This is a genomic window from Winogradskyella alexanderae (assembly GCF_020166335.1).
Classification (GTDB): domain Bacteria; phylum Bacteroidota; class Bacteroidia; order Flavobacteriales; family Flavobacteriaceae; genus Winogradskyella; species Winogradskyella alexanderae.
Genome location: NZ_JAIUJR010000001.1, coordinates 724,756 through 745,777 on the forward strand (window position 1 = coordinate 724,756; position 21,022 = coordinate 745,777).

Sequence of the window (21,022 nt, forward strand, 5' to 3'; positions counted from 1 at the left end):
ATGCTTCTGCAGTCTGTAAACAACTGATTTCAATCATTGTAGAATAGTATTGTAATTAATAAGTTAAAAGTCAATATTCATATTAACTTTTGAAAGCTATTAATTATGAAACGATTTTTACCAAGTCTTATAATGATGTGTTTGGTGGTAGTAGCTTTAAAGGCTCAAACCATAACATGGACAGGTGCTGGAGATGGCACAAATTGGGAAGATGCCAATAACTGGGATTTAATAGTTGTTCCTTCAATTTCAAACGATGTTATAATACCTGAAAGTAATGACATATCGGGATATAACGATATTACCATAAATGATCATGCCTATGCAAGATCAATAACCTTGAATAGACTTAGTGTGCTAAACATTTATAATGATATAACATTTACTGATCCGTCTTTATTTGATTATTTTTCCGTTATCAACTGGTATAGTGGTGATATTAATTCTGGGGAAACAGGTGCCAGTGCACATATAAGTACCCTAACAAATAAAGGCGCTATTTATATTCATTCTGGGGCAATGTATGCATCTTCTTTAAGTTATTGTATTCTAAATAATGAAGGGGGATTAAGTCTGCAATACTCAGCCGTATTGTTGCTTTTGACCGGGTCAGAGCTAATTAATTTACAATATGGGAGTGTGACATTACATGACCAAAGTGATATTCTTCCTACGATTCCAATACCTGGGTATTATACAGTTGGCGCAATTACTAATTATGGTACTCTCGAGGCCTCGCAGGATTCTGGTTATGTTGATATTATGGTTCCTGTGGATAACTTTGGGACTATTGATTCTAAACAAAGTGTTCTCAACTTTTCTAGTTCGTATTTGAGTAATCATACTATTGGGATTTTAAAGGGATCAAATACCATTAAATTACCAGATTCTGGAACCTTTGTCAATAATGGTAGGCTAGAGCCTGGAGGTTCAGCAGGAGTTTTAACGTTAATAGGTGATTTCACAAACTCACCAAGTTCAAAATTAGATGTAGAACTCTATGGCTATGCACAAGGGATGAGTTACGACGTCATAAACATTCAAGGTAATGTTGTATTCAATGGGCAGGTTAATGTGTTGTTAGATTTTGAACCCCTTATCAATACTGAGTTTAGTGTGGTTACCACAACGGGTTCGATTACAACATGTAATTTAGATACACAAGCTTTTGCCGTTTATGGTGGTCATATTTATGAGTTTAGTGTGGGTTGCCATAACAGCAATGAAGTTGTGATAGAGGTCATTGATATTATACCAGCACCCGCCATGGTGACCTGGACAGGTAATGGCGATGGTTATAATTGGAATGATGCATATAACTGGGAGTATTTAGCCGTGCCCAACAGTGATAATCATGTTATGATCCCTGATGGAAGTACTGTAGAAATAAATGATAACGTTCAGATCAAGTCTATAACAGTTGAAGGTAATACTGTTATGACTTTAAATGCTGGTATAGCTTTTTTAGAGCCTTCCTTATTTGATGAAAATGTAACAGTGAATTGGAATTTAGGAGCAATTGGAAGTTTTTGGCCAGATTTTGAGGGGATCTTAACCAATAAAGGAACAATCAATATAAACCGACCCTTTCCAACATTTGGGGCGCCACAATTCATAGGTGCAATTGTTAATAATGAAGGAATTATAAATCTCGTTAATGGTTATCTTATCCTTTGGGTAAGTACATTTAACAACCAACCAACAGGCTTAATTGATATTCAATCTGTTGAAAGTGGTATTGGCTGTAGCCTCAGTGGTTGCGGTGTTTTGAATAATTATGGAGTTATTAGAAAATCTTTGGGTTATGGAAATTCTAATTTTAGTGGTATTGTTGAAAATATGGGTTTAATTGAGATCCTAATTGGTGGTATAAGTTTTAGCGACAGAATTGGTACTTCTTTTATTAATACTGACCAAGGAACGGTAAAAGGTATTGGGGCTTTTGACACAACCGGTTTACCTAGCTATGCTAATAATGGTACTTTTGAACCAGGAATCTCCCCAGGAGCATTGAATTTTATTGGCAATTTCAGTTCTTCAACAAGCTCCACATTGGCCATTGATTTAGACGGACTGTCGCAGGGTACAGATTACGATCTATTGGCAATTACTGGTAATGCCGAATTTAATGGACTTATTGAGGTAACGATGGGTTTTGAAGGTGAAATTAATGATGAATTTATTATTTCTACTACAACAGGAATTATTAACTCCTGTAGCTTGCCGACTCAGGTCAGTGCAATATTTGATGGAAATTTATATGAGTTTGAGGTGACTTGCAGGAACAATAAGGAGTTAGTGCTTACGATTACCAATAAACTGCTAAGTGTAGATTCTTATGAGTTATCAGCGAAGACCATACAATTATTTCCTAATCCAACTAGAAACCAGTTTACAATTAGGAATAACAGCAATCAGAATTTAAGTATTATCTCAATACTAGATATTAATGGGCGGATTGTTAGGAAAATTGATTTAACAGAAAAGAAAAGGGATGTTGTTGTAAGTCTACAGGGACTACCCTCAGGTCTTTATTTAGTCAAACTTAGTTCTATGAGCAGCAGTGTTGTAAAGAAACTACTTAAAATGTAATATTGGCCAAGCATGTTGCAAATTCCTACTATAATGACAAACAATTAAGCTATAAACAAATCAAATATGTGAGATGTAAGGTTTGGTGTTTTTTTTGACTAATATTGCAAATCAAAGAGAAGTAAAATACTTTAAATTAAATATTATGGCATTAGAAATAACAGATGCAACGTTTGAAGAAACAGTATTAAAAAGTGATAAGCCAGTAATGGTAGACTTTTGGGCCGCATGGTGTGGACCTTGTCGCATGGTAGGGCCTATTATAGATGAAATTAGCAAGGAGTATGAAGGCAAAGCGGTAGTAGGTAAAGTAGATGTTGATTCAAATCAAGAGTTTGCTGCTAAATATGGTGTTAGAAACATTCCTACTGTTTTAGTTTTTCAAAACGGTGAAGTAGTGGGACGTCAAGTAGGCGTAGCGCCTAAAAACGCTTATGCAGAAGCAATAGACGCTTTACTGTAAGCATCAATCACAAAGAATTGATAAAAGGTTTGTCAGTACGGCAAACCTTTTTTAGTTTCGGCATGTAATGGATTTACAGTCACAGTTAAATAAAGTAGGCGGATTCAAGAATCTTGAGTTATTGGCCAAACAAGTTGTGGAGGGCTTTATCGCAGGGATGCATAAAAGTCCTTTCCACGGTTTTTCTGCAGAGTTTGCTGAACATAAAATCTATAACCACGGTGAAAGCACAAAGCATATAGACTGGAAATTGTACGCAAAAACAGATAGACTTTACACCAAACGTTATGATGAGGAAACAAACTTAAGATGTCATCTAGTTGTAGATAATAGTAGTTCTATGCATTACCCTAAATCTGCAGGGACAACCATAGACAATCTCAATAAAATAGCATTTTCTGCCTTAGCAAGTGCATCTTTAATGAATATCCTTAAAAAGCAACGTGATGCAGTCGGTTTAAGTATTTACAGTGATAATTATGACTTTTATTCGCCAGAAAAAGGTAGTGAACGCCATCATCAGATGTTGTTAACAAAGTTGAGCGAAGCTGTGATATCCAAACCAAAAACAGAATCAACGGAAACATACCGCTACCTACATCAAATAGCAGATAAAATCCATAGAAGGTCTCTGATTTTTATTTTTACGGATATGTTTCAAACTTCTGAAGATGATGAGAAGTTGTTTGAAGCACTGAGGCATTTAAAACACAACAAACATGAGGTTGTATTATTTCATGTATTTGATAAAGAGAAAGAGCTCTCCTTCAATTTTGATAATAGACCAAAACGTTTTATTGATATAGAAACAGGAGATTATATAAATCTTTACCCAGATAGTATTAAGGAAAATTACGAAAACGCCGTGGCCGAATATTTTAAAAATTTACGATTAAAATGCGGGCAGTACCGCATAAAATATGTCGAAGCAGATATAAATTCTGGATTTAATTCAATCCTTACAACCTACATGATAGAGCGTCAAAAATTTGTCTAGACAAATGACGTTTTTTTATCTTTTTTATTTGTGATATTAAAAATGCAATGTATATTTGCCCTCGCAATAATGCAACGGTCTGGTAGTTCAGCTGGTTAGAATATCTGCCTGTCACGCAGGGGGTCGCGGGTTCGAGTCCCGTCCAGACCGCTTCTTTAAGAAGTTGTGTTGTTCAGAGATAAAACTCTGAAGGTAGTTAAGCCGAGTTAATACAAGGCTTTCCAATGAAAGGCTTTCCTTTTTTCTTTATCAGAAAATCGGGATGCTTTTTTGTTTTAGGTATGGATTAATGATACTCGTATTATAAAAAAGAATCTTTATATGCTATCATTGAGCTATGATCTTATTAAAAAACTCTTCGCAATTCAATGGTACAACAAGATAGATTAAGAATAATCTTACCATAAATGTTAAAAAAAAGCGTATTACATCGAAAAAATAAGTAATACAACGATTTAAGACCTTCGTTATTTAATTTTGTTCGACCGCTAAATCAATTAATGAAATTTTTTAATAGGTATATGTACTAATCATTTTAAGAAAAATAAGCCCCAAAAAACCTAACCGCTATGAAAACTTTGAAGATTCTTTCAAGTTTTAAAATACTATTTGTTTTATTTCTATTTACTCCGTTCTTTCTTGAGGCGCAAGTTATGCAACTCGAGATTACTGGTGGTGCTGTAGTGACCCAAGGTTCCACAGTAACTGTGAATTCTGGAAATTTCATTCAGTTTACCATAACAAACGTCGAAACCAATAACTGTAGAAATCTGCGTATAAGAGATGTTGATATTTCAAACACTGCAGATTTTGACATTAATCCAAATAACCCAAGACGAAATATAAAACCTGAAACCTGCAATGGTGGTAGGAAATTTTTAAATTTTGATATCACCAAGATTTCTGGGAGTTGTAATTTTGCAAGTACACTTGTAACTGTTGAAATTAGAAATCAACCTGATTTTACGTTTACACTAGAGTTTACAGGATCACCAGAAATTTATGTACTTGGAGGAGATCCTTTTACGGATATTTTTAATGGAGATGTAACAACAAATGAGACCAATGGAACCTTTTTTGGAGTCGTTGATGAAGGGAATTCAGTTACTAGGACGTTTATAGTAGCTAATATTGGTAGCTGTCCATTAGATATTAATGCATTAAATAGTTCTAATGGCGATTTTGTTATCTCAACACCTTATACGATACCCTTTATAGGATTAGACCCCTTTTTCTTTATATTTTTTGACGTTACTTTTACTGCACCAGTGGGAGGAACCGGTACTCAAACTTCAACAATTACCATTGATAATTCGGATACAACAACCTTTACATTTAACGTTGAAGCAGAGATGTTCAATGAAAATATTCCAGGTCCTGGAGGTGTTACTGCAGATTTTAGACTCTGGCTCAAGACCACAAGAGGTATTAATGAAACGGGTTCTAAAGTTTCAATGTGGGAAGATTTAGGGACAAACGCTAAAGATGCTATTCAACCTAATGGCCCAAACCAACCCACCTTTTTAGATGACCCTGCTTCAAATATTAATTTTAATCCTGTTATTAAATTTGAAAACGACGGAGCAACAGTAGAGCAGTTTCTTTACAATACGACCAATGGATTTTATAGTCAAGATATTTTCGTTGTAATGATTCCTGATGCGACAATAGATAATACTTCAACAAAAAATACAATTTTCGCTGGCACATCAAGTGGAAACGCCAATGATATTACAGGAGTAGGTTTAGGAGACTACTCTACAGAATTTACCAATGAGGTTATTTCTTATAACCAGGATGTTGCAGGAGGTGGAAGTTTTAATGGTTATGCAGAGCTTAATACATCATATTCCAATGCTGGTATTATCAATATTAGAAACAACGATCCCACAGCGCCAACAGGCCAAGAGATACTATACAACTCCAATGTTCTTACCACTGCGAGTGTTGATGATATTGCTTTTGTAAATGTAGGGACTCCTGGTCCACCTGCAGTACTGGGAACACCTTATTGGATAGGTAAAAACTTTGATCAACAAGGAACGCTAAATGGTAGAGTTGCTGAAATATTCACATTTGCAGAACGCGTGGCAGATGCTGATAGACAAAAAATCGAATCTTATCTCGGTATTAAATATGGGATTACGCTCGGTCCAAATCAGGAAGCAACCAAAGATTACATTAATTCCTTTGATACAAAAATTTGGGATGTAGTGGCCAACTCTGGTTATAACTATCATGTTGCTGGAATAGGTCGAGATTCTATATCAGACTTAAATCAAAAGCAATCCAAGACCTTAAATCTATTAAATGAAGTTACAATTGGGCTAAATAATCTTTACACAAAGAATAGCGACAATCCTAATGCGTTTAAATACGATGGCGATTTTTTAGTTTGGGGGAGTAATAATCTTGCTTATACAGGTAGTGCAACCAACACTGTAAGTTTAAAAAATGGTATTACAACCCAGCTTACACGAATTGATAGAAAATGGAAAATTGTAGAAAGCAAAGAAAATATTAATGGTGATGTCGGCTTCGTTTATATGTCAATACCAGAGGGCGCTTTAGCTGGATTTGTCAAAGGCGCTGATGAGGAATATGCTTTAGTAGTTTCTGTTGATGATACTTTTGCAAATGACAAAATAATAGATGTAATTCCATTAAAACCTGATGGCAGTGGCAACTTAGAAGTATGGTACGATTTTGACGGAACAAAATATTTTTCATTTGCAAGAGCGCAGCAAACGGCTGGTGATTATGCAATGAATATTACCGCAGGAAATTATTTGGTGGGTGAATCCAATCTCAATTTAAATAGTGATAATTTCACAATTTCTGCGTGGGTAAGAAGTAATCCTACAAATCAAATCCGAACTGTAATGTCTAAAGGAGATAAGCTACAGTTTAGACTTAATACCCAAAATCAGGTAGAAGTATTAATTGATGATGCTACAACGCCTAAGTTTACATCTACAATTCAAATTAATGATAACCATTGGCATCACCTGACCTTTGTCTATAGAAGTGGAACCATCTTTCTTTATATTGATGGGATTTTGGACAAAACGGAGTTGGATGTTGTTGCGCCTTCACCAAATTTCAACAGATTTGCTGTTGGTGCCTTATTTATTGATAAATCAAATATTATAAACCCACTTCTGGGAGAGGTAGATGAGATCTACGTTTGGGATACACCATTAAACCAAGATCAGGTCAGATATTTAATGAATCAAGAAATTGAACGATTAGATATTGCTGGTGTAGACTATGTATCAGGAAAAGCATTGCCTGGAAATTCAATAAGTAATCCAGTAATTGATATTAACTGGAGTAGTTTAAGAGCATATTACAATTTTAATTCAATCTATGGGTCTACAGTAGAAGGACAGACTGATGCGAGGAATTTTCTTAGGATAAACTATCTGTCAAATAACAAAGAAGTTGTTGAATCCCAGACAGCGCCATTACCCTATGTAACAGCTGCAAATGGAGTTTGGGATAATCCTACAACATGGCAAAATGCAACTGTTCAGCCAATACCTAACTCTTTAGGTTTGGATGGTGTTACAATGATCGATTGGAATATCGTAGAAATTAATCACGATATCACTTCAGGTGATAGAGATTTAAAACTACTTGCCTTAACCAATACTACAAAACTTACAGTAGCAAATCCGAATGAAAATCTTGATGAAAACAATTCAGGTCAGGCACTGATAGTAACAAATTACCTTGAAATAGATGGAATAATTGACTTAGTTGGTCAATCTCAATTAATACAAACGGAGGGTAGTATACTAGATGCTGATAGTGGCGGATTTATAGAACGCGATCAGCAAGGCGTAGCAAATAGTTTTAATTATAATTATTGGTCTTCTTCCGTCGGACCTATTGTTGGAAATAGTGCTACTAGAGGAACAGGTATAGCTCTTGGTGCTCAGAACGCACAACTAGAAGATGTATTATTTGATGGAACAAATTCAGCAATCTATCAAAATATAAACTTTGATCCATCTGCTTTTGCGGCTGACGGAGGTGCGTCAAGCCCGATAACAATTAGTTCATATTGGTTATATAAATTTTATGGTCCTACTGATGATTATGGGTCTTGGAATTCCATTAATGAAACAACTAGTTTATTGCCTGGAGAAGGTTTTACTATGAAAGGTTCTTCTGGACCGGCTGATCTTTTTACGGAAGTTCAGAACTATGTGTTTAAAGGACTTCCTAATAACGGCGAAATTTTGATTCCGCTTGATAAAAATATTACTGCACAAAACCCAACAGGAAATGTTGATAGATTAATCGGAAACCCATATCCATCCGCAATAGATGCGACTCAATTCATTTTAGATAATATGAGTATAGCGGATGGTGGAAACAATGAAAATGGAACCATATTCAATGGTGCAATCTATTTTTGGGATCACTTTGGAGAAGAGAATTCGCATCAGCTTGGAGATTATGTGGGTGGCTACGCCACGAGAAATTTGCTAGGTGGTGTTGCAGCTATTTCAAATGAGCCTCAAATTAATAATACCTCAGATGGCGGTAATCCTGCTACAGGGACAAAAATCCCTGGACCTTACATACCAGTAAATCAAGGTTTTTTTGTTTCCACAGCTATAGATGGATTTGAGAATGATAACGGTACACCATTGGTAACAGTAGATGGTGGTAATGTGGTTTTTAACAACGGACAAAGACTATTTGAGCGAGAGTTTGTTGGTAATTCAACATTCATGAAATCCAATTTAACCACCACAAGCTCTCAAAATGAAATTGAAGACACGCCAATGATAAGACTATTGTTTAAATCTCCAACTGGTTTTAAAAGAGAAATAGCTATAGGTCTTAATCCTAACGCGTCAGATGGATTTGATTTGGGTTATGATGCATTTTTAGCCGATTTAAACATGGAAGACATGTATTGGGTCCTTGACAATAATAAATTTGTTATCCAAGGCGTAAATAATTTCAATTTAAATCAGGAATTTCCTTTGGGTGTAAAATTGGGAGCATCAGGTATTTTTTCAATTAAATTAAAAAGTATCGAAAATTTAGATCCAGAGTTAGACATTTATCTAAAGGACAAATTGACCAATTCATATTATCTACTTAATAGTTCGATTTTTCAGCTATTTATGGATAGTGGTGATTATGAAGATCGATTTGCTATAACGTTTAATCAGCAAGAAAGCCTTTCGGTTAATTCGGCTGATTTGGATGAATCTATTCTTAACGTCTTCTATAAAGATCAAAATGAAAGTGTCTTTATATCAAATCCAAATAATATGCTTATTGTTGAAGCAACAATTTATAATATTATGGGACAAGAAGTATTGCGAAAGGTTTTTAATAATACTGATACTTTGAGTAGAATTCCGTTAAAAGTGTCTAGTGGTACTTATATAGTTAAACTTTATACCGATCAAGGCACGATATCTAAAAAGTTAATTATTAACTAGTTAGAGTATTATTAGTGCATTACAACGATAAAATTATACATTTAATCGTTCAAATATTTGCAAATTTACTAATAACATGTATATTTGATGCTCTTGAAAGCCCTAATTATCTCTTTCCAAGAAAATCCATTTTACTTTAAGACAAAACGTCCCTCGTTTTATTTAGTACAGTTTAGGTTTAATACCTGTAATAGTTAATTATCCATTCCCCTCCCTCATTACGGCGAAAACCGTTGTAATTATTATTAACTAATTGAAACCCTAAATTGACGAATATGAAAACTCTAAAAATTACTTTAACTTTAGTAGCAATCGCTTTATTAACAGTTTCTGGTATACAATCTGAAGACATTGTAACAGAGAATAGCGATACGAACCAACCTGAAAAGATTGATTTACTGGCTAGCGGTAAAAAAGGAGGACAATTACCTACACAAGGGTAAACTCACTTTATAATATATAAATGCCTATAACTCTTTGAGCTATGGGCTTTTTGTGCTTTTTTATATCACATTCAATTTTTATCTACGTTACCTAAAAAATTATAACTTTGAGAGTAAATAAAATATTTACTGTTGAAGCTTAAACTGCTATTTATATTTTCAATTTTTGCGATACCTTTTTTAACGCAATCTCAAGAAAATAACTCACTTCTAGACTCTGTATATATATTAAGGGATTTATCTGTGGATAACACTTTATCCAAAGATATGCGTATTGAATATGGTAAACAGGCGGTAGAATTATCAAAACGTACAAAATCTGATTCTACAACCTTAATTAGTGAACGTAAACTGGCGTTTGTTTATTTGCTTACAGGCGAATATGAGCTTTATGAAAGCAACTCCCTAAACAATCTAGAGACAGCCAAGAAACTGAATGATTCTTTGGGTATTGCCTATATAAATGCTGGATTAGGATATTTAAATACTTATATAAATCTTAATAACGAACTGGGCTTTAAATATTATTTGGATGCTTTAAAATATTTCGATGCTCTAAATAAATTTAGTGATAAGGCCAATGCCCTATATAATATTGCCTACATTCAAGATGACGAGAAAGATTATCTGGGGAGTGAACAGAATGCTATATCAGCCTTGAGAATATTAGATGGTTTGGATCTTAAAGGCAATGATTTATTGAAGTATAGAATTTTGAATCTGTTGGGATTGGTGTCATATAAGCTTGAAAATTTTGAAGAAGCCATTGCATTCCATAATCAAGCCGTAAAGGTTGCTGAAAACTTGGATAATGGCAAGCAACTAGCCATAGAATCTTTGAATAATATTGCCATAACCTATCGTGAAAAACGAGAGTTTGATAAGGCTCTTGAACTGTTTTCAGAGATTTTTCAAAATCCCCAAATTAAGGAAGATATGTCCTTTTATGGACTGGTCTTAGCTAATTATGCTTTCACTAAATTTTTAAGCAGTAATTATGACTATTATGATGTAGAAAAAGACCTTATAAAATCACTAAGTATAAGTGAGGAAATTGAGGATGATTATGTAAAATTGGTAGCTTCTTTAGACCTGGCAAAATTTTATGAAGCTAACAAAATTGCAGATTCTTCAATGAAGTATGCTCGTCAGACCTATAAAATAGCAAAGGCTATACCAAGAAATGACTATTATTTAGAGGCCATGATTATTTTGGCCCGACTCACAGATGGTGAAGAAAGCAATTCGTATTTAGAGCAACACATTAATCTAAGTGATAGTTTGCTCGGTGTAGAGCGAGCAACACGTAATAAGTTTGCTCGAATAGAATATAAAACTGATGAGCTTGAAGCAGAGAATGAACAGATCTCAAAGGAAAACCTTTATCTATTGATTTTGTCCATAGGACTTTTATTAACAGCAATAATTGTCTATTTGGTAATATCCCAACGTGCAAAGAATAGAAAACTTAAACTCATACAAGTGCAGTCCAAGGCAAATGAGGATATTTATAATCTTATCCGTGAACAACAAGATAGGGTTGATGAGGCAAGGACTACAGAAAAAAAACGTATTTCTGAGGAATTACATGACGGTATACTTGGGCGCTTATTTGGTACACGACTTAGTTTAGATAGTATTAATTTTAAGGATGGTAAAGATGCTATGACTACAAGAGCGGCATATATAAGCCAACTCAAAACCATAGAAGAAGACATAAGGAAAATTTCCCATGAATTGAATACCGATTTTGTCGCTGGTGCTGGGTTCGCGGATATTGTTTCAGAATTAATTGCCAATCAAACCAATGCCTATAATTTGGAATATGAATTTGACCATGATGATGAAATTGATTGGGAAATGGTGAATAACAGAGTTAAAATAAACATTTACAGGATTATACAAGAGGCCATGCAAAATGTTTATAAACACGCCAATGCAAAGGCAATAAAAATTAGTATTTCCCTTCAAAAAAATGTAATTTGCTTAGATATCATTGATGATGGTGACGGATTTGATACATCAAAAGGCAAAAAAGGCATTGGGTTAAAAAACATGACTTCTCGTGTAACTGCTATTGATGGTAAAATTGAGTGGTCATCACAAGTTGGAAATGGTACAGTTGTTAATGTTAGGATTCCCTATTTAAACCAATCGACATGAAGCATATTAACATACTTATGGTAGATGATCACCCTATAATAATAGAGGGCTACCAAAATGTGTTAATGGCAACCAAGGAAGACGATCAGACTTTACTTATTGATACGGCTAATAATTGCGATACAGCCCAATTAATGATTAATAGGGCTGCCAAAAATACGCCTTACGATGTCTGCTTTTTTGATATAAGTTTACCTGGTTCTGAAGATGGAAAATATACATCAGGTGAAGATCTAGCGCTTCTTGCCAAAAAGGTTATGCCAGACTCAAAAATCATTATTCTTACAATGTTTAATGAATCTTTTCGAATTCATAATATTATAAAAGAGATTAATCCTGACGGTTTTTTAATAAAGAGCGATTTGACTTCTATGGAGCTTGCGGATGCCTTCCAACAGATCTTGCGGTTTCCGCCATATTATAGCAGTACAGTTAGTAATTACATAAAAAAGACTATTTCGAGCGAAATTTATGTAGACGATATCAACAGGAAAATACTTCATTTGCTCTCACAAGGTATAAAAACCAAAAGCCTTAGCGAGTATATTCCCCTTTCTACAAGTGCCATCGAAAAACGAAAGAAACAGCTTAAGTTACTGTTCTCTGTCAGAGACGGAAAAGATGAATCTTTGCTTCAAGAGGCACGAGAAAAAGGCTATTTGTAGTAAAATCGCAAAAAACAGGTCATTATTGTAGTGTTTAAAGACGCTCTAAAGTACTGTCATTCCTATAAACTACGGTTTTCCCACATCAAGTTTGCGGATTTACCACAGCAAAAAGTTAATGCCGTAACCTATATTTACGCCAGTCAACAAGAATTAATTAATCCTCTTAAGTCATTGTTGAGTTAATAGCAAGAAAATGAACCTGGAAGCGCCTGCTTCCAGGTTTTTTTATTAATGCTAAAACCAGGGCCCGGAATGCTCAGAAAGTTTAATGATAAAAAAGCCGAGGAAAATAATTGCAACAATAAATTTTAGAAATGAAGAGGCAATAAAACCGAGGAAAGAACCAAAGGCTGCTTTAGTAGCTTTTTTCATATCGTTTCTATGAAGCATTTCACCAATTAGTGCCCCAATAAATGGCCCTATTATTATACCAAATGGGATAGGTGATAATAAACCAACAATCAATCCTAGTGTTGTTCCAATCATTCCTGATCGACTGCCACCAAAACGTTTGGTGCCTAATACAGGTATTATGTAATCTAATACAAAGATAAAAACAGCAACAGCCAAGGTTGTTATTAAAAATGTTTGACTCAATTCTACGCCATCGGTAAAGTGTAACACTAATAAACCTGCCCAGCTGGTTAGAGGTCCTGGAAGTACAGGCAAGAAACTACCTAGAATTCCGAGTAACATTAGAAGTAGTGCAATAAATATTAAGAATAATTCCATTAAAATAAATTCTATTCAATGGTATGACGTTATGTTAAATAATATGTTACACATGTTATTTCTATATTATGAAATTGTACGTAAAAAATCGTACTTTTCAGCAACTTAACTGTGCTAATGAGATTTGTTGCTTCTCTTTTTGTGTTGTTTTTTGTGACATCCTGCAACTACTTTGAAAAGGAAAAAGTGTATTCGGAAGATTTGTTAAAGGAAGAGTTGCAGACGTTTAACTGGAATGAGGTAGACACCTATCCAACATTTTCTACTTGCGATTCACTCACCAGAAAAGAAGATAGCAAGCGCTGTTTTCAAAATACCCTGATAACTAAAGTAAACACTTATTTGAACGAACAGAACTTGGTGGTTACAAATGATGTGAGTGATACTATAATACTTCAATTAACTATTGATAAATCTGGCAATCTTTCAGTAGAGTCCATTGCATACAAACCTGAGACTAAAATGGAAATTCCTGAAATAGACAGTTTATTAATTAACAGTCTAAAAACCGTTCCCAAAATATACCCAGCGATTAAACGTGGACAACAAGTCACGACATCGTTTGAATTCCCAGTGGTAGTTAAAATTAATTGATTTATTAGATTAAAACCTAATGGCTAGTTTTTGCATTAAGCGCAATACTTCAACATAAAGCCAAATTAGCGTTGCCAGAAGTCCCCAAGTGGCAAGCCATTCCTTATATTTAGGAGCCTTGCCTTTATAGCGTTCAATGTAGTCAAAGTCTAAAAGTAATGCAAATGAAGCCACAATGGCTGCCAAAATATTAAATGCAATTGCAAACCAAGATGTTCCCCAGATATAAGATTTAATCCCAAAAAAGTTGAGGATAAAAGAAATAATGTAAACTACCATTATACTTATGGTTGCCGTTATGATGACACTTCTAAGTTTCTTGGTCACAACTATTATACGGAATTGATAAAGTAGTAGCATTACAAAAAAGGTAACAATGGTTACACCAATGGCTTGATAGGGTAGATCCGGAAAATTTCTATGTGCATAGGACGAGAAACCTCCTAAGAAGAAACCCTTTGCCACAACATACAAAGGCACTAAGATATGTGCCCAATGTTTTCTCAGAGAAATGACAATGCTAATGACTATTGCGCCTAGCATACCGCCTAAAGTGAACCAGCGCATGTGCATGCCACCTTCACTAAGTTTCCATAGGTAAGCCGTTATTGCGGCGATTATTACAATACCTGCCATGGACTTGATAAAAATTCCTAGGACCGACATGGTTTTTGATGAGGAACGATCATCCTCCCAAAAGTATCCATTAAATACTGGATTGGAAGTTTTAAAATTTCGTAAGCTCATTAAAGATTGAATTTATAACCTAAAGAAATATCAGTGGAAAAATTACCTTGATTATCTAAAAATACCCCAAATAATTCGCCGTAAATAATAGTAATGAAATTATTCGCACCAACTTTAATATCTGAACCGATGCCAAAAATTAGCGGAAGGTCAAAAGCCGTTTCACTAATGTCCAATTCGCTATTACTGCTTCCAATTACTGTGGCATTGGTAAAATTTAGAGTAGCCACCTTTACTTGACCATAAATTGAAAAAGCCGTTTTATTTACAATGCGATATCTATAACCAAGAGAGAATTCTGTAGCACTGTATTTAAATTCATCGCTTTCAAAGGTATGTCGCGCTTGCAAGAAACCCGAATGTCTAGGAAGCTTACTCTCTTCAAAAATTTCAACTTCGGCACCGATTAGCGGAACAGTTTTATTATCAGGATTGCTAACAAACGGATTGTTGGTTGCACCTCCGGAAAATCCAAGTCTAAAATCTATTTTACTATCCTTTTGTACTGAAATATAATTGCTGTCTATGGAGCTATTATATGCGTCAATAAATTTCTTTAAATCATACACGGTAAGTTTTAATCTTGAAGTATCCAAGCCACTAGTAAGTTTTTTGAGTATGGCCTTATATTCTTCTTGAAACTTCTTATCCGAGCCTCTGGTGTTTTTTAATTCGGTGATTGTACCATCTTCAGTACGGACAAAATAGCGATAGACACTATCAAATGTGTTCCATAGAAAATCTAATTTTCCGTTCACTTCCGTTTTTAATTCTAAGTTCTCATTACCTACGGTATAGGTCTCCTGACTATGGCTTAATTGAAATACAATGACTAAAAAGAGTAGACTAAAAATCTGTTTCATTATAGAATTGATTTGGTTTTAGTAAATCTACCAAAAATTATCTAGATGTCATTTCCTAAAGGTTCTTCCTTTCCAATCATAGCTTGAAAAAAGACTTAAAAAAACGATATATACACTGAACATTGGATATATAAAGCTTGAGAGCAAGAACGAATTCAAGCAATTCTCCCTATTGAAAAAACGAGCTGCCTTAAACAAGAGCAAAAAATCAATACTCAATTTTATAACAAGAAGCGCAATGGCAACTCTATTCCCAACAATATTAAAGATTACCAATGGAAGGAGCATAATAAGACTTAGATTGCCCATAAATACAATTAATCCAACAATCTTTGTAAGCCAGTTGCTGTAATTGCTGTTTTTGGAGGTCCATCTGAGACGTTGCTGAATTAGCCCCTTTAGGGTATTTTCAGGTTTTGTCAGGACAATAGCACTTTCTGCTTTTAAATAGTGGACCTTGTTTTTAAATCGTTTTGTCAGCTTTTCTAGCAAAAAAAGATCATCACCACTAGCAATGTCGGTATTACCCTCAAAGCCACCACATTCGTAAAAAGCAAATTTTGAATAGCAAAAGTTGGCACCATTGCACATTAAAGGTCTTTTAATACCAAATCCGCCTATTGTAGCACCTTGAAGTGCCAGTATCTCTAAGGACTGAAATTTATTAATGAAGGCATTCTCTTTTATTAAGGTAATCGGACCAACTATAGCCACAGCATCTGTCAATTGAATTTTTTCATCAAATACATCTAACCAATATTTTGGCAGTATGCAGTCTGCATCAGTCGTTAAAATCCAATCATTTTTTGCCTTTTTAGCAGCCAAAGTAATTGCATCTTTTTTGGGAGAATCCGTATTTCTAATATTGGAAATGACGCGAATGTCAATATTCAGTTTTGAATTCTCTAATTTGAGAAATTCATTTATAATATTATCAGAATTGTCAGTTGAATCATCATTAATTAGTAGTATTTCAAAATGCGATTTTGGGTATTCTAATTCCGAAAGCGATTGTAATAACGCTGGCAAATTTGCGGCTTCATTTCTAAAGGGTATCACAACAGAAAACTTGGTCTTAGCCTTCTTGTCACTCAATTTAAAAACAGCCATTCTATCAAAACCATAAACAAGACTGCTCATTACCAAAAGGTAAAATAAAATTGCAATAATGAATAATGTTTCGGCCGTCATGACTCGTTGTTAGGGAGTTTAAAATTTAATACAAAATAACTTCCAAATAAACTTGGTATTGCAAAATTAAGTATCCACATTGTGGTGGTAATTGATAACACGGTAAGTTCATTCACCTTTAAAAACCCAAAAAGGAATACCGCGACACTTCCTTTTATTACAACATCAAAAATAGAAATGGAAGGAATAACCGATGCTATAAAATACATGCTGGAAATCACTACCATTGCATCAAAATAGTACAGCTTTACACCAAATATATTTAGCAAAAAATAAAACTGGAATGAGAAGATAAGATACCTAACAAAGGAAAGGACAACGGTGTTTACATGAATACTAATGTTTATCTTCTTTATAAATGAAATAATAGCAGAAAAGTCGTAACCTTTGACCTTAAACTTTTTGTGTTTTACTCCAAAAAAGGATAAAACCGCAATAATTAAAAGAATAAAAACAAATCTAGCGATACGGTAATAATCAATTTCAATATTGTACTTGGTAACAAAAACAAGAAGTCCAATAACACCTAACAGTGTAGTCACTGCCATTTGTGAAATATTACCAACTAGATTTAGAAGAACAACTTTTTCTCTTGCATTAGAAGTATAATAGATAATTTTAGCACCGTAATCGCCAATCCTGTTTGGCGTAATTAGTGAAGCGGTGAGGGCGCCTAAACTTTGTTCTAGTGCATTTTTAAATGTAATTTTTTGAATACTACCTATTAATTTTTGCCATTTTAAAATTTCAAAAAACCAGTTAAAAATGGTCAAAATGATTAAAATGAAGCCATTTTTTGCCGAAAAAGGGTCATTTTCGACCATAAATGCAATATAATTACTAAAAAGTAAGTTTTCGTTTCTTACAAGTTTAGTATAGATAAAATAACTTGCCCCAACAACAATACTTAATTTAATAAGTACAAATAAGAATTGCTTAGTTTTGTAAGGCACATCATAATGCATAATGCAAAATAACTTAAAAAATAATGATGCTTAACCTCAGCAAACAATATATACTGTTTTTTTGCATGGTTTTTTGGCTATCCAGCGGTAATGCACAATTGAGGGAATCTGGCAAATGGAGAGCACTCATTGCATTGGGATTTAACAACCCTAATGATGCTGGATTTGTTGAGGGAAGCACGGCCCAAACCTTAAATTTTCCAACAGTAAATCTAGGTATACAACACATGTTTAAACGCGATTACGGTGTCAAGCTAGATTACGGCTTCAATAGATTTAAAAATGAGGACAATACACCTGAATTCAAGGTCAATTATTCTCGTATTAACGCTCAATTTGTGTTTATTCCAACAGAATATTTAGCATTTCTTCCGCAGCGTATGAGTACTGTATTGCATGCAGGTCCCGGTTTATCGTTTGTGAAGCCTTTAGGGACTTTGGGAGATAACAAACAAACTTATCTAAATCTTTTAGGGGGATTGGAGATTCACTATGCGATAAACGAAAAAGTAGCATTCTATACTGATTTCGCCTATCTATATGGATTGACATCATTAGATAATTATAATCCTGTATTAGACGGATTAGGTGCCTTTAATGGCAATTTGTTTAATGTAACATTTGGATTATCTATTGCCTTAAGTGGCTGTCAATATTGTGATTAAGAAAATGGGAAAAGAGAAAATAATATTAGGCATTGATCCGGGAACCACAATCATGGGGTTTGGATTGATTAAAATTGTTGGCAAGTCAATGGAGTTTATGCAACTTAATGAACTTCACTTAAAAAAATATGAAGATCATTACCTAAAGCTTAAGCTCATTTTTGAACGTACAGTTGAGTTAATAGACACATATCTTCCAGACGAAATCGCAATTGAGGCTCCCTTCTACGGTAAAAATGTGCAGAGTATGCTGAAGCTTGGGAGGGCACAAGGTGTTGCTATGGCAGCGGGATTATCTCGCGAAGTACCAATAACCGAATATTCTCCAAAAAAAATAAAAATGGCCATTACCGGAAATGGTAATGCAAGCAAAGAACAAGTTGCAAAAATGTTACAGAGTTTATTGCAACTAAAATCGCTTCCAAAAAATCTTGATTCTACAGATGGTTTGGCCGCAGCGGTTTGTCACTTTTATAATCAGGGCAGAGTAGATGTTGGTAAAAGTTATTCGGGTTGGTCTGCATTTGTAAAGCAGAATGGCGATAGGTTAAAAAAGTGAAATGGCAGGCATATATATCCATATACCATTTTGCAAGCAAGCGTGTTATTATTGCGATTTTCATTTTTCAACCTCACTAAAAAAGAAAGATGAACTTTTACATGCATTGGCCAGGGAATTAGAACTTCGTAATGAGGAGTTTAAGCAAAATAAGGTTGAGACCATATATTTTGGTGGTGGCACGCCATCGCTTTTAACCAATGAAGAGTTATCCAAGTTAATTGCAACGGTTTACGACAATTATGATGTCATTGATAATCCCGAAATTACACTAGAAGCAAATCCGGACGATTTAACACCTAATCGTATTGAAACGCTTGAAAAATCTCAAATCAATCGTCTAAGTATTGGCATCCAATCCTTTTTTGATACCGATTTGAAATTGATGAATCGAGCTCACGATGCAAAGGAAGCTAAAGCATGCCTATCGCTTGCTAAGGCGTGTTTTAATAACATTTCAATTGATTTGATTTATGGCGTTCCCGGTGCTTCCAATGAACAGTGGCTTTCAAATATCGAAATGGCATTGGACTACAACATTCCGCATATATCAAGTTATGCACTTACAGTAGAGCCAAAAACGGCACTTGCCGCATTTATTGAAAAAGGGATCATTGACAATGTAGATGACGACCAAGCCCATAAACAGTTCCATATTTTGAAGGATAGACTTGAGGAAGAGAAATTTATACATTACGAACTATCAAATTTTGGAAAAGAAGGTTTCTTCAGCAAAAATAATTCGTCTTATTGGCAAGGAAAATCCTATTTAGGCATTGGGCCTTCTGCACACTCATTTAATGGGCAGCAGCGAGGATGGAATGTTAGTAATAATACCAAATATATAAAGGCGTTGCAACAAAATGTAGTGCCAATTGAGATTGAAACATTGACCACTACTGATAGGTACAATGAATATATTATGACTGGTTTAAGAACCATTTGGGGTGTTTCTTTAGAAAAGGTAGAGACTGAATTTGGGAAAATTTACAAAGACTATCTAATTGAACAAGCCAATGTTTTTATAAATCAACATTTATTGTATATTGATAATAGACACTTAAGAGTAACTAGAAAGGGGCAATTTCTCAGTGATGGGATTGCTTCAGAATTATTTAAACTAAACTTGGCGTGATTGCACAAATTCAATTCGGAACCCGAAAACTAAAAATAGATTTAACACAGCCCTTAGATATTTCAATACCAATTAAAGGAAGCGCTTCAAACGTAAATGCATGGTATATTGGTCCGCCAAAAATTGAACCTGAAGTATTTGATGGGGATAAAATCAGTGTCTCAGAAGGTGCTTCTGTAAATTTTAATACCATTACGTTTAATCCGCATTCTCACGGTACCCATACAGAAACAGTAGGTCATATCACCGAACAAAACTATCCCATAAATAAGTATTTAAAACAGTCTTTCTTTATAGCTGAGGTAATTAGTGTTGCTCCAGAAAAAAAAGGAGAAGATTATGTGGTATCGGCAAAACAATTGCAGTTTGCCATTGGGAACAAAAAACGCGATGCAGTAGTTATAAGGACACTCCCAAATACTAATGACAAAAAAACAAAACAATATTCCAATACCAATTGGACCTATTTTGAAGAAGACGCTATAAAACTTTTGGTAAAAAAGGGTGTAAAACACTTGCTTGTAGATTTACCAAGCATTGATCGGGAAGAAGATGGCGGTGAGCTTAAAGGGCATAATGCATTTTGGAACACTAGTGGTAAAGTAAGAACGGATGCTACTATTACCGAGTTTATCTATGTGTCTAATAAGATAGAGGACGGCACCTATTTTTTAGACTTGCAAACAGCACCTTTTGTTAATGATGCTTCACCAAGTAAACCCCTCTTGTATAAGATAATTGAATCCTAACTGTGACGCCATCGAGTTAAAAAGT

At 34.5% G+C, this 21,022-nt stretch carries 17 protein-coding genes and 1 tRNA gene; 13 read left to right on the forward strand and 5 right to left on the reverse strand.

Annotated elements, in window-relative coordinates; translation table 11 throughout:
- The first annotated feature begins 105 nt into the window (after positions 1–105).
- The 8 genes from LBU54_RS03205 (at position 106) to LBU54_RS03240 (ending at position 12,794) form a co-directional block, all read left to right on the forward strand.
- Positions 106–2,592 carry a T9SS type A sorting domain-containing protein gene (locus LBU54_RS03205; RefSeq protein WP_224525736.1) on the forward strand — a complete coding sequence of 829 codons (2,487 nt, stop codon included), beginning with the start codon at positions 106–108 and terminating at the stop codon, positions 2,590–2,592.
- 145 nt (positions 2,593–2,737) lie between these two features.
- Complete coding sequence (gene trxA, locus LBU54_RS03210) at positions 2,738–3,055, forward strand: thioredoxin (RefSeq protein ID WP_224525738.1); 318 nt, start codon at positions 2,738–2,740, stop codon at positions 3,053–3,055.
- Positions 3,056–3,122: 67 nt separating this feature from the next.
- Positions 3,123–4,052, forward strand: a complete 930-nt coding sequence (locus tag LBU54_RS03215) for a DUF58 domain-containing protein (RefSeq protein WP_224525740.1) — start codon at positions 3,123–3,125, stop codon at positions 4,050–4,052.
- Between the two features lie 76 nt (positions 4,053–4,128).
- Positions 4,129–4,202: transfer RNA gene (locus LBU54_RS03220), tRNA-Asp, on the forward strand.
- Positions 4,203–4,621: 419 nt separating this feature from the next.
- Positions 4,622–9,523, forward strand: a complete 4,902-nt coding sequence (locus LBU54_RS03225; RefSeq protein ID WP_224525741.1) for a LamG-like jellyroll fold domain-containing protein — start codon at positions 4,622–4,624, stop codon at positions 9,521–9,523.
- A 275-nt stretch (positions 9,524–9,798) separates the two neighbouring features.
- A complete protein-coding gene (locus LBU54_RS03230; protein ID WP_224525750.1) occupies positions 9,799–9,966 on the forward strand; it encodes a hypothetical protein in 168 nt (55 codons plus the stop codon).
- 132 nt (positions 9,967–10,098) lie between these two features.
- Positions 10,099–12,129, forward strand: a complete 2,031-nt coding sequence (locus LBU54_RS03235; RefSeq protein WP_224525754.1) for a tetratricopeptide repeat-containing sensor histidine kinase — start codon at positions 10,099–10,101, stop codon at positions 12,127–12,129.
- Complete coding sequence (locus tag LBU54_RS03240) at positions 12,126–12,794, forward strand: response regulator (RefSeq protein ID WP_224525757.1); 669 nt, start codon at positions 12,126–12,128, stop codon at positions 12,792–12,794. The genes LBU54_RS03235 and LBU54_RS03240 overlap by 4 nt, the downstream gene beginning before the upstream one ends.
- A 237-nt stretch (positions 12,795–13,031) precedes the next feature.
- Here the strand turns inward: LBU54_RS03240 and LBU54_RS03245 are convergent, their stop codons facing one another.
- On the reverse strand, positions 13,032–13,529 hold the full coding sequence (locus LBU54_RS03245) for a DUF456 domain-containing protein (protein ID WP_224525760.1): 498 nt from the start codon (positions 13,527–13,529) through the stop codon (positions 13,032–13,034).
- A 117-nt stretch (positions 13,530–13,646) separates the two neighbouring features.
- Here LBU54_RS03245 and LBU54_RS03250 point away from each other — a divergent pair, with 117 nt between their 5' ends.
- A complete protein-coding gene (locus tag LBU54_RS03250; protein ID WP_224525763.1) occupies positions 13,647–14,123 on the forward strand; it encodes a hypothetical protein in 477 nt (158 codons plus the stop codon).
- Positions 14,124–14,132: 9 nt separating this feature from the next.
- Here the strand turns inward: LBU54_RS03250 and LBU54_RS03255 are convergent, their stop codons facing one another.
- Genes LBU54_RS03255 through LBU54_RS03270 form a run of 4 tightly spaced genes read right to left on the reverse strand, consistent with a single transcriptional unit; the run spans position 14,133 to position 17,889 of the window.
- Positions 14,133–14,870, reverse strand: a complete 738-nt coding sequence (locus LBU54_RS03255; protein WP_224525765.1) for a Bax inhibitor-1/YccA family protein — start codon at positions 14,868–14,870, stop codon at positions 14,133–14,135.
- A complete protein-coding gene (locus tag LBU54_RS03260; protein ID WP_224525768.1) occupies positions 14,870–15,733 on the reverse strand; it encodes a hypothetical protein in 864 nt (287 codons plus the stop codon). The genes LBU54_RS03255 and LBU54_RS03260 overlap by 1 nt, the downstream gene beginning before the upstream one ends.
- A 48-nt stretch (positions 15,734–15,781) precedes the next feature.
- Positions 15,782–16,924, reverse strand: coding sequence for a glycosyltransferase family 2 protein (locus LBU54_RS03265; RefSeq protein WP_224525771.1), 1,143 nt, complete (start codon positions 16,922–16,924; stop codon positions 15,782–15,784).
- On the reverse strand, positions 16,921–17,889 hold the full coding sequence (locus LBU54_RS03270) for a hypothetical protein (RefSeq protein WP_224525774.1): 969 nt from the start codon (positions 17,887–17,889) through the stop codon (positions 16,921–16,923). The genes LBU54_RS03265 and LBU54_RS03270 overlap by 4 nt, the downstream gene beginning before the upstream one ends.
- Positions 17,890–17,954: 65 nt before the next feature.
- On the opposite strand from LBU54_RS03270, the gene LBU54_RS03275 reads away from it, so the two are divergent.
- Genes LBU54_RS03275 through LBU54_RS03290 form a run of 4 tightly spaced genes read left to right on the forward strand, consistent with a single transcriptional unit; the run spans position 17,955 to position 20,997 of the window.
- Positions 17,955–18,554, forward strand: a complete 600-nt coding sequence (locus tag LBU54_RS03275) for a cell envelope biogenesis protein OmpA (RefSeq protein ID WP_224525777.1) — start codon at positions 17,955–17,957, stop codon at positions 18,552–18,554.
- 4 nt (positions 18,555–18,558) lie between these two features.
- Complete coding sequence (gene ruvC, locus LBU54_RS03280) at positions 18,559–19,113, forward strand: crossover junction endodeoxyribonuclease RuvC (RefSeq protein ID WP_224525780.1); 555 nt, start codon at positions 18,559–18,561, stop codon at positions 19,111–19,113.
- 1 nt (position 19,114) lies between these two features.
- Positions 19,115–20,248 (forward strand): radical SAM family heme chaperone HemW, encoded by a 1,134-nt coding sequence (gene hemW, locus LBU54_RS03285; protein WP_224525783.1) that lies wholly within the window; start codon positions 19,115–19,117, stop codon positions 20,246–20,248.
- On the forward strand, positions 20,245–20,997 hold the full coding sequence (locus LBU54_RS03290) for a cyclase family protein (RefSeq protein ID WP_224525786.1): 753 nt from the start codon (positions 20,245–20,247) through the stop codon (positions 20,995–20,997). Before hemW ends, LBU54_RS03290 begins: the two co-directional genes overlap by 4 nt.
- The last annotated feature ends 25 nt before the right edge of the window (positions 20,998–21,022 follow it).

Bases quoted from the DNA above. Each gene is read 5' to 3' on its own strand.
- LBU54_RS03205 (WP_224525736.1), top strand. From the start codon at position 106: ATGAAACGATTTTTACCAAGTCTTATAATGATGTGTTTGGTGGTAGTA.
- trxA (WP_224525738.1), top strand. From the start codon at position 2,738: ATGGCATTAGAAATAACAGATGCAACGTTTGAAGAAACAGTATTAAAA.
- LBU54_RS03215 (WP_224525740.1), top strand. From the start codon at position 3,123: ATGGATTTACAGTCACAGTTAAATAAAGTAGGCGGATTCAAGAATCTT.
- LBU54_RS03225 (WP_224525741.1), top strand. From the start codon at position 4,622: ATGAAAACTTTGAAGATTCTTTCAAGTTTTAAAATACTATTTGTTTTA.
- LBU54_RS03230 (WP_224525750.1), top strand. From the start codon at position 9,799: ATGAAAACTCTAAAAATTACTTTAACTTTAGTAGCAATCGCTTTATTA.
- LBU54_RS03240 (WP_224525757.1), top strand. From the start codon at position 12,126: ATGAAGCATATTAACATACTTATGGTAGATGATCACCCTATAATAATA.
- LBU54_RS03245 (WP_224525760.1), bottom strand. From the start codon at position 13,529: ATGGAATTATTCTTAATATTTATTGCACTACTTCTAATGTTACTCGGA.
- LBU54_RS03250 (WP_224525763.1), top strand. From the start codon at position 13,647: ATGAGATTTGTTGCTTCTCTTTTTGTGTTGTTTTTTGTGACATCCTGC.
- LBU54_RS03255 (WP_224525765.1), bottom strand. From the start codon at position 14,870: ATGAGCTTACGAAATTTTAAAACTTCCAATCCAGTATTTAATGGATAC.
- LBU54_RS03260 (WP_224525768.1), bottom strand. From the start codon at position 15,733: ATGAAACAGATTTTTAGTCTACTCTTTTTAGTCATTGTATTTCAATTA.
- LBU54_RS03265 (WP_224525771.1), bottom strand. From the start codon at position 16,924: ATGACGGCCGAAACATTATTCATTATTGCAATTTTATTTTACCTTTTG.
- LBU54_RS03270 (WP_224525774.1), bottom strand. From the start codon at position 17,889: ATGCATTATGATGTGCCTTACAAAACTAAGCAATTCTTATTTGTACTT.
- LBU54_RS03275 (WP_224525777.1), top strand. From the start codon at position 17,955: ATGGTTTTTTGGCTATCCAGCGGTAATGCACAATTGAGGGAATCTGGC.
- ruvC (WP_224525780.1), top strand. From the start codon at position 18,559: ATGGGAAAAGAGAAAATAATATTAGGCATTGATCCGGGAACCACAATC.
- hemW (WP_224525783.1), top strand. From the start codon at position 19,115: ATGGCAGGCATATATATCCATATACCATTTTGCAAGCAAGCGTGTTAT.